Below are 17,426 nucleotides of genomic sequence, written 5' to 3'. Positions count from 1 at the left end.
TATTTTTTCTCATAAATTCGATCATTATTTCTTATATAAGCATTGACTGGACAGGCAGCTATCTGCTACATTATCAATACCGAGTAATTTAATGGGAATTAGCGCGATTCCACAAGGAAAGCGCCGGGGGGTAAGTCAGCTTGAATTTTATGATGCGCAGCCGCTGGTGGAGTTTCGGTTTTCGCAGCACCATTATGCTTTACTTTATTGTTTTAATCATTTTGCCGATTATTGGCATTTACACACAAGCATTTACTCTGGGCTGGGGGCCATTCTGGGAAAGCATCACCGATCCACTTGCGTGGAAGGCGGTTCTGCTCACAATCAAGCTTTCGGTTATTGCGACTGTTATTAATATGCTGCTGGGCACCATGATCGGATGGGTATTGATCCGTTACCGGTTTCCGGGCCGGCGGCTGCTGAACAGTCTGGTTGATTTGCCATTTGCGCTGCCGACGGCTGTCGGCGGATTAATGATATTGCTATTGCTGGGACCTAACAGCTTTGTTGGGGGATTGGCCGATAATCTCGGTTTTCAGATTGTTTTTCACGAACCCGCTATAATCGTGGCGATGGTATTCGTCACCTTCCCGTTTGTCATCCGGGCGATTCAGCCGCTGCTGGAAGAGATGGACAAATCGGAGGAGGAGGCCTCTTACACGCTGGGCGCTTCCAAGGCCCGAACCTTCTTTCAGGTGATATTTCCGTCGATGCTGCCAGGCATTCTGAGCGGCTCGATGCTGGCCTTCTCCAGGGCGCTCGCCGAATTCGGGGCGGTTGTGCTTGTGGCGGGCAATATTCCTGGCAAGACCTTGATTGCAGCGGTTTATATTTTTGGTGAGATTGAAAGCGACAATACGCAGGGTGCAGCTGCCACCTCCGTGCTGCTGCTCACGCTTTCCTTTCTTATTCTATGGGCCGTCAACCTCGTTCAGACGAGGAGGGCGGATAAATGAAGAGGCTGTGGATTCCGCTTACGTATCTCGTGTTTCTTATACTGCTGATTGCGCCGATCGTGAAGATATTCACCGGTGCCTGGGCGGATGGCTGGAGCGGCTTTGCTGAAGCGCTGACCCGCAGGGAGGCGCTGAACGCGCTGATGATGACAGGCATTATTGTCCTTGTCGTTACGGCCATCAATACCTTGTTTGGCGTGATGCTGGCCCTTTATCTGGTCCGGGCGACCTGGCTGGGACGAAGGATCAAGCAGTTGCTCAACAGCATCGTCGATCTGCCGTTCGCGGTTTCGCCGGTCATTGGCGGCCTGATGATTGTGCTGCTGCTGGGGCCAAGCTCCATCATCGGTACGTTCTTCGAGGATATCGGCTTTAAAGTGGTGTATGCGCTGCCGGGGATGATTCTGGCGACCTTGTTCGTTACATTCCCGCTCATGGTGCGGGAGGTAATGCCGGTGCTTCAGGAAATTGGAGCCCAGCAGGAAGAAGCCGCATCGACGCTTGGCGCCTATTCCTGGTATACCTTCTGGCATGTGACCTGGCCATCAATCCGATGGGGTGTAATCTATGGCGTCGTTCTGACCGTCGCTCGGTCATTGGGGGAATTTGGCGCCGTGCTGGTCGTCTCGGGCAATATAATGAACAAGACACAGACAGCGACAACGCTCGTCTATCAGGATGTTGAGAATTTCAATGTGACGGCTGCAAACGGTGTGGCGCTTGTGCTGGCGGCTTTCTCTGTCGGACTTCTGCTGCTCATGGAATGGGCCAAAAAGCGAAAGGAAGTGCATTAGACGATGCATATCGAGGTGCGCGGATTAAACAAGCAATTCGGTGATTTTCATGCGGTGCGCGATGTCAGCTTTGACATAGAGAAGGGAAGGCTGATTGGCCTCCTGGGACCGAGCGGCGGGGGGAAAACCTCTATTCTCCGCATGCTGGCCGGACTGGAACAGCCATCTTCCGGGGATATCGTATTTCACGGCAAACGGGTCAATGATCTGCCGCCGCAGGAGCGCGGGATCGGGTTTGTGTTCCAGAACTACGCCTTGTTCAAACACATGACCGTTTACGACAATATAGCTTTCGGCCTCAAGGTGAAGAAGCAGTCCAAGGGAGCCATTCGCGACCGCGTTATGACCCTGGTTGAGCTGACGGGGCTCAAGGGCTTCGAGCATCGTCTGCCGCATCAATTGTCCGGCGGCCAGCGCCAGCGCGTCGCGTTTGCCAGAGCCTTGGCGCCTGAGCCTCAATTGCTGCTGCTGGATGAGCCGTTCGCAGCGATCGACGCCAAGATCCGCTCCGAGCTTCGCACATGGCTGAAGGAAATGATTGAACGTGTGGGCATTACCTCCATATTCGTCACGCATGACCAGGATGAGGCCATCGAGGTAGCAGACGAGATTATGATTATCAATAAAGGGCGGCTGGAGCAAAAAGGGTCGCCATGGGATATATACAAAAATCCGCAAACCCAGTTTGTGGCGAGCTTCATCGGAGAGTCCACGATCGTATCGCAGGTGGAGAATCTCAAGGGCTTCGAGGATGCATCCAAGTGGCCGGGAACCCAGGCGCTTATCCGTCCGGAATATATTGAAATCGGCAGGCATAATGAGTTCCGTATTGCATCCGCGACTGCGCGGGGCAAGGTCAAGCAGGTTCATTTCCGCGGCAGCGAGTGGATGGTTGAAGTTGAGGTTGGCGATATCAAGCTGATCACGTACCGCTCGCTGGAGAAGGAAGTCCTGCAGCCTGGAGACGAGGTCAGTGTGCTGATACACCGGGCCTATCTGTTTAATGATAATGACACATGGATCATGGAGAATAAGCTGAAGGAAGACCCCATGCCGATTCATATCTAACAAGGAGGTGCTTTGCGGATTCTCGGGCAGAGCAGCCTCTGACAGAAAGTGTTGTGTAATGTATGAACCCTACCCTGACAAAAGGATGGCGTCTTAGCGGTATTCTATGTACGATTCTAATCCTGATGATCGTCACCGCCTGCGGGGGAAATGATCAGGGACAGGATGGCTCCGTTCCGTCTGCGCCCAAGGGCGATGTGACGCTGGTAATTGGCGCTTATTCCGTGGCCAAGGATGCCTTTGCCGAGCTGCTTCCGAAGTTTAAGGCGAAGTGGAAGGCGGAAACCGGACAGACGGTTGATTTCCAGGAGTCTTATGAAGCGTCCGGAACACAGGCGAGAGCCATAGCCGGCGGCTTCGAGGCGGATATCGCCGTGCTTGCGATGGAAGGCGATATCGACAAAATCCAGAAGGCGGGCTTTATCACACATGACTGGAAGCAGGCCATTGCGCATGATGGCATGATTACACGATCCATAGCCGTTCTGGGCACGCGGGAGGGCAATCCCAAGGGCATCCAAGACTGGGCGGATCTGACCCGCAAAGGGATCAAGGTGCTTTACCCCAATCCGAAAACCTCAGGCGGCGCCCAATGGGATATTAACGCGATGTACGGGGCCGGACTCAAAAAATCGGAGGCGGATACCGGCAAGAAGGATCCTGCCTATGCCAAGGCTTTTCTGGAACAGATCCATCACAATGTGGAGTCGCTCGACAAGAGCGGGCGCGCATCGATGGCAGCTTTCGAATACGGTGTAGGCGATGTGATCGTGACATATGAGAATGAGCTGATTGCCCGAATCAACCAAGGGGTGAAATATGAGATCGTTGTGCCCAGCTCCACGATTCTGATCGAGAATCCGGCTGCGGTGGTTGATGTCAACGTGGATAAGCACGGAACGCGCAAGGTGGCTGAAGCGTTCCTGAATTATCTGGAGACCCCGGAGGCGCAGCATATCTTCGCCGACTATGGCTTTCGACCTGTTGACGATAACGTGCTGGCAGAGGTGAAAGACCAATATCAGCAGCCGGCCGATCTGTTCGATATCAGCTATCTTGGCGGATGGGACCATGTACGGGATACGCTCTATTCCCCCAAAGGCGTATGGTATCAAGTGCTTGCGGGGCTATGATCCTTGGAAATAAAGCATGCAAAAAAGCACTCTGCTCCGGTCTTTGGGCAGGGTGCTTTCGTTTGCGGCAAAGGTAAATGAGTCGAATATCAGCTGCGGGCAGCTCTTCAGGTCAAGGGATCGGTAACGGCCCTTCCCTCCACCTCGCCGGATTCGCCCAGAAAATAATGCCGCAGCGGCTTCAGATTGTCATCCAGCTCATATACCAGCGGGGTGCCTGTGGGAATATTGAGATCGGCAATCCCGTCCTCGGGAATCTGATCCAGGTATTGGACAAGCGCCCGTAAGGTGTTGCCGTGAGCAGCGATCAGGACCCGACTGCCCGATTTCAGGGCGGGCTGAATGGTTTCGTTCCAATAGACCAGTGCCCTCGCTTTGGTATCATCCAGATTCTCCGTTAGCGGGACACATTCCTCAATGCCCGCATACCTGCGGTCAGACCTCTCACAGCGCGTATCGGTCAATTCCAGGGCAGGCGGCCGGATATGGACGGATCTCCGCCACTCATGGACCTGCTCATCCCCGTATTTCAAAGCGGTTTCAGCCTTGTTCAACCCCTGAAGGGCTCCGTAGTGGCGTTCATTGAGCATCCACGTTTTAAAGACGGGAATCCACATCAAGTCCATTTGATCCAAAATAATCCATAACGTGCGAATCGCTCTCTTCAAGTAAGACGTATAGGCGATATCAAAGACATACCCGTTCCGCAGCAATATTCCCCCGGCTATTCGGGCTTCCTCAAAGCCTGTGGGGGACAAATCGATGTCTGTCCAGCCGGTAAAACGGTTTTCGAGATTCCACTGGCTTTGGCCGTGGCGTATCAGTACAATTTTAATCATTCCGGGGTTGTCTCCCTTTCGTTGACGCTGTCTCGAACATTGGTCAGGAGCAAATTCAGGCTGTGATCATCACTGCAGCCGCTGTATAAACGACCTTTGCCTGAAGCAGCCCGGAATAGAAGACAAGCGGAACATATAACGTTCCATTCTTAATGACAGGGGCAGTTTCCAGGGAGAGAGGGGCGTTTTTGCCGGAAATGTAGGAGTCCTTTCCCGCGGTTGCCGTAATATGCTGCGAGCCTTTGAACAGCTCAGCCTGCTGCGAAGCTTCCGTCCAATTGAGCTTGTAGCCAAGCGCGGCGGAGATGGTACGCAGGGGCGCCATGACGATACCGCTCTCATTTGTAAACAGCGGCGCTTGTCCGAGATCCAGCTTGACTCCATTGATGAACACAGGCAGCGAAATCAATTGGCCGCTCCCGGAGGAGCTGTCGCCCCCATAAGGAACCTTGATTTCGGGCAAGCCTGCGGCATACGGGGCAATTTCATAATTTTGAAATACAATGAAGGCGTTGCCGCCTTTCACGTAGAAGGTCTGGTCATCGGTAATGCCTGTGAAGGCATCCTGAAAATAATGATCGGGGTTTGACGCTATTTCTTCTTTCACTTTTTTATTGATAACTGCTTTGTAATCGGCTCCAAACAAGTCCTTGAGCGTAATAAGAGAAGGCTTGTCGGAGTTCCGGATATTATAGGTATCCATGCGGGTGATGCCATGAGCGCCTCCCGTGAATAGATAGGTAAGCACTTTTATGGATAAATAATTGCTGTTCCCGGGACTTCCATCGGACATAACCTCATACTTGACCGTGATATCATAGGGAATAAAATCAATACCTGCATCGATCGCCTCTGCGGCACCGCTGGCAGCCTGCTTCTTGACAGCCTCCAGATCCTGCCGGGAAAGCTCGGAGATGCGGTAATTAAGCTCTCCCTGATACTGGGTGCTCCGCAGGCCAGCGATAACCGGATACTGGACGTTGGCGGTATACGTTTTTGAAATTGTTTTGATTGTCTTTGCGGAGACCTTGATGGCGGATGTTTTTTGGTTGGCTAAGGGGCTGCCGACATCGATTGTGTCAGCAATCCCGTTCCCACTGGCAAAAGAAAGCGGGGTGCCGGCATGGAACATCAGGCTGCTAATTGCTCCAAGGACCAGTATTCTCAGGCAATTGCTCGTCAAACGGTGTTGGGTCATCTAGATCCCTCCATGATGCATGATATAACATAATTATAAGTGATACGGGCGCCTTATAAAGTAACAAAATGGTTAAAACACATAACTATTTTTAACCCGAATGAACCAGGGTTGAATACCCCGTTGCCCGACTCAGCTCTCAGGAATTGAAGACGCCTTTTGTTTGTTTTTTCTGATCAGGTAACTGACCAGCAGCAGCAATACGATGGCGGCAATATAGGTGTAATCCCAGAAAGGCCAATATTTTGCCGTTATTTCCGTCAGGTAAGAGTAATTGGGGGAGAAGTAAAAGGCGAGTCCGAATAAGATGAACCCAATGGGAGCAGCAAGCATACGATAGTCCTTCAATCGGAATAGCTGGGCCGTTCCCAGAACGGTGGCGTAATAATACAGGACGGTTTTGAAAAAGATCGAGAAAATCCAGATAATGGCCAGCATGGCCTCAAGCCGCTCCAGAAAATGCCCGATGCTGATTTTTTTGGCCAATGAGTAAGAGGGGTAGATATGAAAAGAGCTCATAGTCGGTCCCAGTACCAATGTGGATAGCAGGACCAGAATGAAAATGATCATTCCCCCGAACAAGGAGCCAAGCAGCAGATCCCTCTGCAGATGCGTTCCCTCATTGACATAGGGAATAATTACCAGAAACACGAGAAGCTCCGAGAACGGGAAGGCAACCGAGTAGAGCATTCCATGCAGCACGGGGCCAATTCCGCTGCCCAGTATCGGGAGCATATTCGTCAGTTTTATCTGGGGCAGCAGAAGCAGAACCAGGGAGAAAAAGAACAGCAGAAACCAGGGGAAGAAAATCTCGCTTGCCCTTGCGAGGGGCTCCAGCCCCAATTTAATCCCGAACAGCATCACAATAATCATCATAAAGTGAATCACATAAAGCGGGGTTTGCGGCAAAATGATGGTCGTAATGAAGTCGCTGATTTCACGCAGCATCCCCGAAGTAAGCACGAGAAAGAACATCAGAAATAGAACCGATAGAATCCCGCCGAAAAATTGACCCAGGAGCTTCTGGTTCATTTGAAATAGTGTCGATTTGGCCTCCATCCGGCTTAGCCGCAGCATCAGCCACAAGATGAACAGACCGATAGGAATGCCCAGCAGTACGGATAACCATGAATCCTGTTTGGCCGCTGTTGTCATCATGGAAGGCAGGAAGAGGATGGAATCCCCGATTGTAGTGAAGATGACGAGGATTGTTATTTGTTGGATGCTGATTTTTCCATGTTCACGCAAATATATCCACCCTTTCCTAACTTAGTTGAAAATCCAGCTGCTAATCGGGGAATAGACCATCTTGAGTACGATTAGTGGACTTGGTAATGGAACCGATTTAACGGACGCTATGCTCAGAGCGATCCCGGCGACGAACAGAACGGAGAAAATGACGGTTTCTTTGATCCACCGTTTCCTGATCAGGACCGGCAGTTCAAGTGCAGCCGCTGCCAGGGCGAATATCAGGACAGCAATTAGCATCATCACAAAGCATCACTCCTTCAATTCCTTCGTAATCGGGTTGCCTATGGCTCCCAGCTTCCGAATGATCACCTTTACTTGGTAATTCACCTTGATCCTCGGGAATTCCACATCCCAATCTTTTTTCAGCTGATTCCATTTTTTCGGATGAGAATGATAGATCACTTGGCCGAATCCGAAAATATCGCTCTTATATTTTCCCTGCACATGAGCCATGGTTTGTTCCATCTGCTGCTTGATTTCTTTCTCCGCTTGTTTTTGCAGTTGATTGATCACGGGCGGGCTTGTCAAATCGATATCGCATTCAACCTCCCCAATGTCTGCCGTAATATTCACATTAATGTTCATAAGAGTCTTGCCTTGTTTGATCTGGCTTTTAGTAGAGGTCTTGGAGTTGTAGACTTCTATCGTGAGATTTCCTCCATCCGGACAGGCCACTCTATTTACAGTGGTGTTTATATTATTCATGATGTAATTGAAGCCTTTGGTTTCTTCCGGATCTAACCAGCCGATCAGACGGTCCCCCTTGAAGACGCCAAGATTGGAATACTTCAAGCGTGCGGTGCTGTCGATTTCCTTGACATTCTGTTCCTTCTCTCCGGTGCGTTGATTGCCGATTACGTTGATTCCCGTCAGTACGGGATTGATACCATCGGTAATTAACTGGCTTACAAGCTTATCCAGTGTCACATCCGCGGTTGTGGCCCAGACCTTGGAGGATGCCTCAAGCGAGCTGTACATATTGACTGCCGGAATCTCCTCCAGAGGCGTCATGATTTTCAGAACATTTTCAGCAGTGCCGTTCTTGGCAATCATCACGAAGAGGTCTGGCCGCGGTTCCGAAACCCGGGTCTGGAAGTCCAGGATTTTGGAGATTCCTTCCCGGGCCAATGCTTCACCAATGACCAGAACGCGAATGTGAGCCCCATAAATTTTTCGTGGACTTGTTAACGTAAGTTTACGGAAGGCTTCGAATAATGTTGGGGCTGAGGCTTTATACATAACAACAGGGGACCTGCTGCCATTGCCGTTTTTCGTTGAAACGGCTGAGGGGTTAACGACTTGGACGGAAACCTGATAATTATCGCCGATTTTATCAAATCCCGTCCCCAGTTGGATTCCAAGATCACTGAGCTCGCGCCGGTCCCAGCAGCCGGTTAAGCACATGACAATCAAACAAACAGCCAATATCCATCTGCATATACATTTCATATTGGACTCCTTTATTTGTCTGATTTATTTCCGGCTTGCTGCCGAACAATATTTTTTTGACTGATAAGCCGAGGTCGTTTTAACATGGAAGACCATGGAACCCGGAATAGGGTATCCTTCTGATCCGCCAGATTAAAAGGAGCGAACGGACTCATATAAGGGATCCCGAAGGAGCGCAGCGAGCATAGATGGAGAATAAGCACAATGATTCCGGCCAGAATGCCGAAGAGACCGAAGGAGGCGCCCAGGCCCATCAGTATAAAACGGAGCATCCGAACGGAAATGGACATGCTTGTTGCCGGAATGACATAGCTCGAGATTGCCGTTATGGATACGATGATAACCATAACCGAAGACACAATCCCGGCTTCCACTGCCGCCTGTCCAATAACGAGCGTTCCCACGATAGATACTGCTTGCCCGACTGTCCTGGGCATCCGCACGCCAGCCTCACGCAGGATTTCATATGTGATCTCCATGAGAAGCGCTTCTATGAATGCGGGAAATGGAACGCCATCGCGCTGGGCGGCAAGATTAATAAGCAAATCAGTGGGAAGCATCTCCTGATGAAAGGTCGTAATAGCGATGTACATTGCAGGAGCCAGCAAGGAGATGAAAAAGGCTAAATAACGGATAAGCCGCAGCAATGTGCTGACATCGGCGCGCTGCGCATAATCCTCAGCCGATTGAAAGAATTGAGCGAAAAGGGCTGGAACAAGCAGCACGAAGGGAGTACCGTCAATGAGAATGGCCACCCGGCCTTCCAAAATACCTGCAGCAATGGTGTCCGGCCTTTCGCTGTTGTAGATCGTGGCGAATGGCGAAAGCGTCTTATCCTGAATCAATTCCTCGATATAGCCGCTCTCTAATATACCGTCGATATCGATCCGGTCCAGCCTTGTTCGCACTTCCTCTACAATTTTGTCATTCGCAATATTTTTCAAATACATGATGGCTACGCTTGTTTGCGTAACCTTGCCGATATGGCGCTCTTCCATCCATAATTGCGGGTCACGTATTTTGCGTCTGACCAGGGCGGTATTCGTCCGCAGATTCTCATTGAAGGCTTCCATCGGGCCCCGTACCACTGCTTGTGTGATCGGTTCGGAGACATTTCGGCACTCCCATCCGGCTACCCCGATGCGCAGGCATTCCCGAAAGCCGTTCACCATGAGGATCGCATCGCCGGACAAGAGATAAGTCATCATGGTATCCAGGTCACCCAATATGCTTATATCTCCTGCCATCAGGATATCATTCCTGATATAAGCCAGAACGCTGCTGCTTTTTGAATTCATTTCCTGAACGCTCGGGATACTTTTGGAAGACATCAGATTATTAATGACACAGTTGTGCAGCTCTTTGACATCTACAAGTCCATCGATATAGATCAGGGCTGTCGAGACGGTCCCGGATAAAGAAATCTCCTTGATGATCAAATCGGGGCTCGCACCCATGACACGATAGATATGTGTTATATTCTCTTTAAGGTTTTCATGTAATGGTCTGGCGGTGCTGTTATTGTTGTGGGCTTCCATTTCTCTCCTCCTCGAAGGGGGATATCGTTATTATGTATCAGGTCTCTTGCGTTTTCCTATTATCACCAAGGGGTGAAGAATTTATTAAAAGCAGAAGGAAATGGCTCACGCCTGTCGTTGGAGCGCGAAGGGACAGTATGTTTCTTGACCCTTTATATAAATGAACCTGTTGACAAAAAAAGCCGCATCACAAGCAAGAATTCTGCTTGTGATGCGGCTTTCATTCGAACCGGATAACGGAATCAGGATGGATCAAGTACAAATTTCTCGATGACATGACGTACGCCTTCTTCATTGTTGGACCGGGTTACATATTGAGCAATTTCCTTGAGTTTGGGAAGCGCATTGCCCATCGCCACGCCGAGTCCGGCAACTTCGATCATTTCATGGTCATTCCATGAGTCGCCGATGGCGATCACCTCTTCGAGCTTGCAGCCGATATGTTCGGCCATAAAAGCGATCGCATGACCTTTGGTCCCTTCCTTGTGCATGAATTCCAGATAATGGGGCTTGGATTTGGTGATATGCACACGATCTCCAATCAGCGGCGCCAGCTCCAGCGCAATTTCGTCCAGGTAAGCCGGGTCATCGATAATCAGCATCTTGGTTGAAGGCTGATCGATCAATTTATTGAAGTCGGGCTCGACGACAAACGGAATCTTGGAGAGCGCAGAGTATCCGCGGCCAAGCTCAGTATCCTCCTGCACATAAAGTACATCGTTGATATACAGCTGAAGGTGCAGCTTGCGTTCCCTGCAGAACTCAAACAGCTGCTGGGCGGCGTCCTTGGGTACGCTTCGCTCATATAAAACCTGCTCATCCATCAGTGTCTTGATAAGCGAGCCCTGGTAGGTGATGATCGGCACATCAAAGCCGATTTGCATGGCAATTTTTTTGGCTGAGGGAAACATGCGGCCGGTGGCGAGTGTAATAAATACTCCCCGTTCAATAGCTTCCGTCAGTGCGGCTTTGGTCCCGGGCGTAACGATCAGATCGTCGGTCAGCAAGGTGTCGTCCACATCAATGGCAATAAGTTTATACATATGGTTATTCCTGCTCCTGTTCTCTCTTTTAGGTTTTCATTGATTGTATCGGATATTGATACGGCGGACAAGCGTTTTTTACGAAACCTTTAAGAACGGCGGCCTGTCAAAAACAGATTGCGGTACGCTGTCGGCGTCATCCCTTCGCTTTGCAGGAATCGTTTGTTGAAGTAGCTCGGGCTTTCATACCCGCAAAGCTGCGCTACATCATTTATTGCCAGACTGTGCTTCTCGATTAACAGCTGCTTGGCTTTGCCGATCCGGCACATGGTGACGAATTCAAGCGGTGTTTGACCTGTGGCTCTCCGGAACCATCGGCAGAAGGCGTAACGATTCGTGCCGGCCTTCGCGGCCCATGTATTCAGGTCGAAGGAGGCGGAAGCAGCGGCCTGCAGCTCAGGGAGCAGCAGCAGGATACGCTCACTGGCCTCCTCGCCGGGTGTATGAGCCGACAGAGGCTCTGCTTGTTCGATTAATTCGGCTATAATTCCATACATCAGCATCGACAGGCTGGTGGGATACAGCGATTTATGCTGCTGGATTTGCTGCAGCAGGTCGTCCATCCGGCTTTCAAGCATTTTGGGCGAGCGAATTCGCCAAACAACCGACCGGTGAAAGCCGCGCTCCGTGAGATCGGCGAATGCTCCGCCGCCGTAGAAGTGGATCCATTTTACACTCCAGGCATGCGCGGGATCGCTGTAATAGATCTGTTTATCACCCGGGAAATAAAGAAAAGCGTCGCCGGCCTTAAGCTCCAGAAGGCCGCTCTCTTCCTCCACAAAGCCCTGGCCGGCTGTAACCAGATGGAGATTGAATTCCAGCAGGCTGCCGGCGGATCGATTTACTTTGTGATTCCTGATTTCCTTATAGAAACCGGCGGATTCGGGGAAGCAGTAGTAACGGTCCCGCCGAACCATGGGCAGTGTAAGATGTTCCATTTGCGCCCAGGAAGCCTCCTTTATTTGAAAGCGATGTCTTTATCAATATTGTACTAGTCATTGCAATATATTTCGATTTTACTGCCGTTAATCCTGCTTTATAATAATCAATATATGACAATAGGGAGTGGATTTCGGATGATGAAGCAAATCAGGGTGGAAGGTGTTGAGCTGGGAATTTCCCAGCTGGTGCAGGGATCCATGATGCTCAGTATCGATAAGATGGATTACTCCAGCGAATTGCTTGATGCCTATGTATCAGCAGGAGGGAATGCAATCGATACGGGACATATCTATGGCGCAAAAACGGCCCAGGCTGTCGGGCAGTGGATGGAGGAGCGGGGAAACCGCAGCGAAGTCGTTCTGATCGGCAAAGGAGCCCATCCGTATGAGCAGTCCAGGATGACCAAGACCTGTATTCAGAGCGACCTGGTCGAATCGCTGGAACGGCTCAAAACCAATTACGTCGATATTTACATGCTCCACCGCGACGATCCCAATGTCCATGTGGGATATATACTTGAGGGCTTGAACGATCAGATTGCCGCTGGCCGCTGCCTGTCCCTCGGGGCTTCCAACTGGACGGTGAGCCGTATCCGTGAGGCGAATGCGTATGCGGAAAAGAACGGCATGAAAGGCTTTGCCAGCAGCAGTCCCAATCTTGGCCTGGCCAAGCCGATCGAGCCGCGCTGGGCGGGATGCGTCTCGACCTATGCCGGGGATGAGGCGTGGCATGAGCAGTCGCAGCTGCCGATTATTTCATGGTCCTCCCAATCCGGGGGCTTCTTTACGGATCGTTATGCGCCTGAGATCACACAGGATGCCGATATGGTCCGCGTATACTACAGCGCAGAGAACTGGGAGCGCAAGCGCCGTGCGGCCGTGCTGGGCGCCAAATATGGCGTCAGCGCCAACCATATCGCCCTGGCGTATGTGCTGAACCAGCCGTTCCCGGTTGCGGCGATCATAGGTCCCCATCAAACGTCGGAGCTTTATGACAGCATCAAGGCGCTTCCCGTCGCTTTGACTGCAGATGAACTGGCTTGGCTCAGCCTGGCGAAGGAAGCTCTGGCTGCTGAATAGAAAGAAGACATGCCGGATTTGCATTTTTCTCAAGCCTCAAGCCCTTCTTTAACCAAGGATCATGCGGATATTTGTCGCATCGATGACATTGGATGAGGAAGGGCTCTTTGGACTGTGCGCCAAGCTTGCGGCTGACGGGGGAATGCGATAAAGTGAGTAGCAGATTCCTTGTTCCGGAACGGAGTGATTGAAGATGAGCTTGTATGGTCAGCAGGAAGCAAAGCAGCGGCGGAATGTGAATATGGTTCTGCTTATTGTGGTGGCATGTGTTCTCGGTTTTATCGGTGGACGTATATCGATGACGGTGCAGTATCCCATATTGAAGGAATCGACTTTCCACAATTTATCCTACGCTTATAACGAAATTATGGATAATTTTCTGGACGGAGCCAAATCCAAGGCGCTTGTCGAAGGAGCCGCGGAAGGTATGGTTGCCTCGCTGAATGATCCGTATTCCGTTTATTTAAGCGGGGATAAGGGCGAGCAGTATGTACAGTCCTACGAGGATACCTTTGTCGGGATCGGGGTTGAGATAAGGGAGCAGGATGGGGAATTCATCATTGAGAATACGATAAAAGGGGCTCCAGCGGAAAAAGCGGGCTTGCAGTCCGGCGATGTGTTTCTGTCGGTGGACGGCAAAGAGGTCAAAGGCATCACGCTTGAGGAGCTCAAGCAGCTGGTTCAGGGCAAGGAAGGATCGATTGCGAAGCTGACAATCCGCCGCCAGGGGATGAATGAGCCGCTTGATGTTCCCGTTACCCGGGGGGCCGTGCCCGTGCATACGGTCACGTATGAGATGAAGGCGGACAAGATCGGTGAAATTACCGTTACCCGCTTTGCAGAGAAGACGGGCGACGAGTTCAAGGAAGCGGTCACGAAGCTGCAGGAGCTTGGCATGAAATCGCTGCTCATTGATTTACGGGGCAATCCGGGTGGGCTGCTGACCCCAACCGTTGAAATTGCCAATCTGTTCGTACCCAAAGGACAGACGATTCTCCAGGTGGTTTATAAAGGCGAGAAGCAGGTTATTACGCATAAATCAGAGCAAAAAACACCATGGACGCTCCCGATCGCGATATTGGTCGACGACAACACGGCAAGCTCGGCGGAGGTGCTGACCGCAGCACTCAAAACAACGGCAAACGCAACAGTGGTCGGCCAAAAAACATTCGGCAAAGGGATCGTCCAGAACTTCAGACAATTAAAGGACGGCTCTGTGCTTAAGCTTACGGAAGCCCAGTGGCGTTCTCCGGACGGGCAGTGGATTCACAAGAAGGGAATCGAGCCGAATATCGCCGTCGAAGCGCCTTCCTACACGCTTCTGCCAAGGCTTCCGGCGGGACTGCAGATCAAAGCGGGGGATTATGGGGACAAGGTGCAGACGGTTCAAAGCATGCTCAAGACGCTTGGCTATGACGTCGGCGCCGGAACCGGCATCTATGATGATGCAACTTCAACGGCAGTGAAGAAGTTCCAGCGGGATGAGGCGCTGCCGGATAACGGGGTTGTGAACGACAAGACAGCCTACCGGATGACGACACGTTTAATGGAGAAATATAAGCAGGAAGACCCGCAGATGGCCAAAGCCCTGGATGTACTCCGGACGGGGCCAGCCAGTTAAGAAGATATGTCGGCATGATGAGGCAAACGGGAAAGATCGATTGAGTCGGTCTCTTCTGTTTGCCTTTTTCTGTATGATAAGGTATAAAGTTACTGTAGATGGTTTACATCACCGATACAAGTTGAAACGGTGCGGAAAAAAGTCTGCGTTATATTTGATGAATGAAGCGATGCCCGAAGCAATAGCTTACATAGAGGAAACCGTGACGAAAGGTGATTATATGAGCAAAAAATGGTTTTTTTCTATATCCGTATCTGTGTTGATTGTGTTGGCAGTGCTGCTCATGCTTCTTCCTGCAACAGGCGAAGCGCCTGGTGAAGGAGCTGTTCCAACCGGTCCCCATGAACAAGCCGTACAGGGAGCAGGGAGCAATCCGGAAGCAGCGGAGGCAAATACCGGGGAGCCTGAAGATAATCCAATACCTCCTATAGACATGCAGACACCCCCCGAATACATAGAAGCGCCAATTGCAGCCAATAAGGAGCCCATTCATCTGGTTTTTGCCGGTGACGCAATGATGGATGCGTCGGTGAAGAAGGCTATTGCGCAAAAAGGACCCGATTATCCGTTTGTGCATGTAAAGAAGAAGGTAACGGCAGCGGATATTGCCTTTGTCAATCTGGAGACAGCCGTTACGAATGAGAAAAATAAGGATACAAGTCAAATCTTCAATTTCAAATCGGATGCGATTTCGCTCAAAGGGATCAAAAATGCCGGCTTTGACGTTATTTCGGTCGCAAACAATCATGTCCTAGATTTCCAGCGGAAGGGTCTGCTGGATACGCTGGACCACCTGGAGGCATACGACCTCATACCGGTGGGGGCCGGCCGCAATGAGAGTGAAGCCTTTTCGGCCAGAACGGTCAAGGTGAAGGGGGTAACAGTGAAATATCTGGCCTTTTCCCGCTTCCTGCCGGAGCTTAATTGGGTAGCTGAAGGAGAGAGACCCGGTGTGGCCGGAGCCTATGACCAGAAGAAGGTGCTGGCTGCCATTGCGCGCGAACGGGAAGGGGCGGACTACCTGATCGTATATATGCACTGGGGGATTGAGCGAAACAACCGTCCGGAAGCATGGCAGCGGAAGTTTGCCAAAGAAATGATCGATACCGGCGCAGACGCCATTATCGGCAGCCACCCTCATGTGCTTCAGGGCTTCGAGTCCTATAAAAGCAAGCCGATTGCCTATTCCATTGGAAACTTTCTGTTTCCGGATTATGTGAAGGGGCGTACAGCAGACACCGGTCTATTGAATCTGACACTCCAGAACGGCAAGGTCACCATGCAGTTCGACCCTTTCTACATCAAGAATAATCAGATCATTCCAAGGGAGAAGGCGTACATCCATAATCAGTTGGATTATCTGGAGGCCTTATCGTACGGCATGGAGGTTAAGGGTAACACAATACAGGCATCGGGCAAGGCGCAAGCTTTAAAGTAAGTCCGGCTGCGCTCTTCCCGGGCAGTCCGTTACGAAAGGGTCTCCCATTTCTCCCACATCGAGCGGGGGTTTCGTTCATATACCTCGTTGTCGCGGTACAGATAAGCGTGCATGATAAACTCGCGGCGGATGGTGGCGAAGTCATCATGGAATTGTTTGATGAAGCCGTTGATCTCCTGCTCGGAGTAAGACCGTCCCTCTTCCAGGCGGTCAGCCAGGCTCTCCAGCACGATCCGTTTCTTTTTGAGCTGTGCCGGAATATGCTTCAGCTTCCCGTCTCCGCTAAAGAAATTGCGCAGAACGGACTGTTTAAGACGTTCATTCTTCTCATCCATCGTTGATGTCTCCTCTATATCGTGGTGTTGTTCCTGAAGCAGATTGTGCATGGCGCCGGCATACTGCTTGAGAAAGTAACGATCCAGCGAAAAATAAATCGCGTTCTTCTCCCGCCGTTCATGGAGCAGACTGACGGCGCGCAGCTTGGCGGCATGATGGGTAATGGTCGCTGTTGAAAGAAACAGCTTTTCGGCCAGCTCCTGACCGGTCATCTCGCCTGCGGCCAGCAAAATGATCATCCGGACACGCGTCAGGTCGGCCAATGCTTTGTGATAATTAACGATTTTATCCAGCTGGAGCATCTCATAACCACCTTATTAGATTAATATCTAATTAGATAATATTCTAATAAGATACAGGATGTCAACAATTAAAGGAATGGATCACGAATGGATCGTACAGGAGGGAGTACAGCGTCCTCATGGGAGAATCCGTTTGGAAGGGGGGGCGGGGTTATTGATGACTTTGAAATTTGCACATAAATAGGGCTCCTGCTTGTCGGCGACAACCAGGAGCCCTATCCGATGCTTTCAATCGTATTCAATTGTTACCTGCACTCCATTCAGACAACTTCCGTTGCAAAATTATTAATCCCAATCATTCAAGCCCAGCTTTGAAGAATAGCCCGACGCTCCTCTTTAGCGGCAATGCCTATTCTTCCTCACATCATCCAATGTCTGATTTCCCGCAATGTCCCACAAGCAAGCGGCTTTCCTTGAACGCATAGAATGAATATATGTT

Annotated in this window: 16 protein-coding genes; 7 read left to right on the top strand and 9 right to left on the bottom strand. The window is 50.8% G+C overall.

Going from position 1 to position 17,426, the window contains the following annotated elements:
• Positions 1-149: 149 nt before the first annotated feature.
• The 4 genes from cysT (at position 150) to AC0YOB_RS22570 (ending at position 3,951) form a co-directional block, all read left to right on the top strand.
• A complete protein-coding gene (gene cysT / locus AC0YOB_RS22585; RefSeq protein ID WP_379114083.1) occupies positions 150-956 on the top strand; it encodes a sulfate ABC transporter permease subunit CysT in 807 nt (268 codons plus the stop codon).
• Positions 953-1,750 (top strand): sulfate ABC transporter permease subunit, encoded by a 798-nt coding sequence (locus tag AC0YOB_RS22580; protein WP_210038208.1) that lies wholly within the window; start codon positions 953-955, stop codon positions 1,748-1,750. Before cysT ends, AC0YOB_RS22580 begins: the two co-directional genes overlap by 4 nt.
• A 3-nt stretch (positions 1,751-1,753) precedes the next feature.
• On the top strand, positions 1,754-2,818 hold the full coding sequence (locus tag AC0YOB_RS22575; protein ID WP_210038209.1) for a sulfate/molybdate ABC transporter ATP-binding protein: 1,065 nt from the start codon (positions 1,754-1,756) through the stop codon (positions 2,816-2,818).
• Between the two features lie 62 nt (positions 2,819-2,880).
• Positions 2,881-3,951, top strand: a complete 1,071-nt coding sequence (locus AC0YOB_RS22570; RefSeq protein WP_475794674.1) for a sulfate ABC transporter substrate-binding protein — start codon at positions 2,881-2,883, stop codon at positions 3,949-3,951.
• Between the two features lie 107 nt (positions 3,952-4,058).
• Here AC0YOB_RS22570 and gpmA read toward each other — a convergent pair whose 3' ends face one another.
• The 8 genes from gpmA to AC0YOB_RS22530 form a co-directional block, all read right to left on the bottom strand.
• A complete protein-coding gene (gene gpmA / locus AC0YOB_RS22565; RefSeq protein WP_475794673.1) occupies positions 4,059-4,790 on the bottom strand; it encodes a 2,3-diphosphoglycerate-dependent phosphoglycerate mutase in 732 nt (243 codons plus the stop codon).
• Between the two features lie 55 nt (positions 4,791-4,845).
• Complete coding sequence (locus AC0YOB_RS22560; protein WP_475794672.1) at positions 4,846-5,988, bottom strand: stalk domain-containing protein; 1,143 nt, start codon at positions 5,986-5,988, stop codon at positions 4,846-4,848.
• 132 nt (positions 5,989-6,120) lie between these two features.
• On the bottom strand, positions 6,121-7,236 hold the full coding sequence (locus AC0YOB_RS22555) for a GerAB/ArcD/ProY family transporter (RefSeq protein ID WP_475794671.1): 1,116 nt from the start codon (positions 7,234-7,236) through the stop codon (positions 6,121-6,123).
• Positions 7,237-7,257: 21 nt separating this feature from the next.
• The gene (locus AC0YOB_RS22550; protein WP_210038214.1) at positions 7,258-7,482 is read right to left on the bottom strand and encodes a hypothetical protein; all 225 of its coding nucleotides are present in this window, start codon (positions 7,480-7,482) and stop codon (positions 7,258-7,260) included.
• Positions 7,483-7,488: 6 nt separating this feature from the next.
• On the bottom strand, positions 7,489-8,688 hold the full coding sequence (locus AC0YOB_RS22545; protein WP_475789474.1) for a Ger(x)C family spore germination protein: 1,200 nt from the start codon (positions 8,686-8,688) through the stop codon (positions 7,489-7,491).
• An 11-nt stretch (positions 8,689-8,699) separates the two neighbouring features.
• Positions 8,700-10,226, bottom strand: a complete 1,527-nt coding sequence (locus AC0YOB_RS22540) for a spore germination protein (RefSeq protein WP_475794670.1) — start codon at positions 10,224-10,226, stop codon at positions 8,700-8,702.
• A gap of 242 nt (positions 10,227-10,468) precedes the next feature.
• Complete coding sequence (locus AC0YOB_RS22535) at positions 10,469-11,269, bottom strand: Cof-type HAD-IIB family hydrolase (protein ID WP_475794669.1); 801 nt, start codon at positions 11,267-11,269, stop codon at positions 10,469-10,471.
• Positions 11,270-11,358: 89 nt separating this feature from the next.
• On the bottom strand, positions 11,359-12,207 hold the full coding sequence (locus AC0YOB_RS22530; protein ID WP_475794668.1) for a helix-turn-helix transcriptional regulator: 849 nt from the start codon (positions 12,205-12,207) through the stop codon (positions 11,359-11,361).
• A 138-nt stretch (positions 12,208-12,345) separates the two neighbouring features.
• Between AC0YOB_RS22530 and AC0YOB_RS22525 the strand changes: the two genes are divergently transcribed.
• The 3 genes from AC0YOB_RS22525 (at position 12,346) to AC0YOB_RS22515 (ending at position 16,349) form a co-directional block, all read left to right on the top strand.
• Positions 12,346-13,290 (top strand): aldo/keto reductase, encoded by a 945-nt coding sequence (locus AC0YOB_RS22525; protein WP_475794667.1) that lies wholly within the window; start codon positions 12,346-12,348, stop codon positions 13,288-13,290.
• 193 nt (positions 13,291-13,483) lie between these two features.
• Positions 13,484-14,911, top strand: a complete 1,428-nt coding sequence (locus tag AC0YOB_RS22520) for a S41 family peptidase (protein WP_475794666.1) — start codon at positions 13,484-13,486, stop codon at positions 14,909-14,911.
• A 220-nt stretch (positions 14,912-15,131) separates the two neighbouring features.
• Positions 15,132-16,349, top strand: a complete 1,218-nt coding sequence (locus AC0YOB_RS22515; protein WP_475794665.1) for a CapA family protein — start codon at positions 15,132-15,134, stop codon at positions 16,347-16,349.
• 29 nt (positions 16,350-16,378) lie between these two features.
• Here the strand turns inward: AC0YOB_RS22515 and AC0YOB_RS22510 are convergent, their stop codons facing one another.
• Positions 16,379-16,987 carry a DUF2087 domain-containing protein gene (locus AC0YOB_RS22510; protein WP_475794664.1) on the bottom strand — a complete coding sequence of 203 codons (609 nt, stop codon included), beginning with the start codon at positions 16,985-16,987 and terminating at the stop codon, positions 16,379-16,381.
• Positions 16,988-17,426 lie beyond the last annotated feature (439 nt).

This window comes from Paenibacillus sp. JT31N17 (assembly GCF_056269255.1).
The sequence above is the reverse complement of the archived record's forward strand: the minus strand, read 5'-3'. Positions and strand labels throughout refer to the sequence as shown.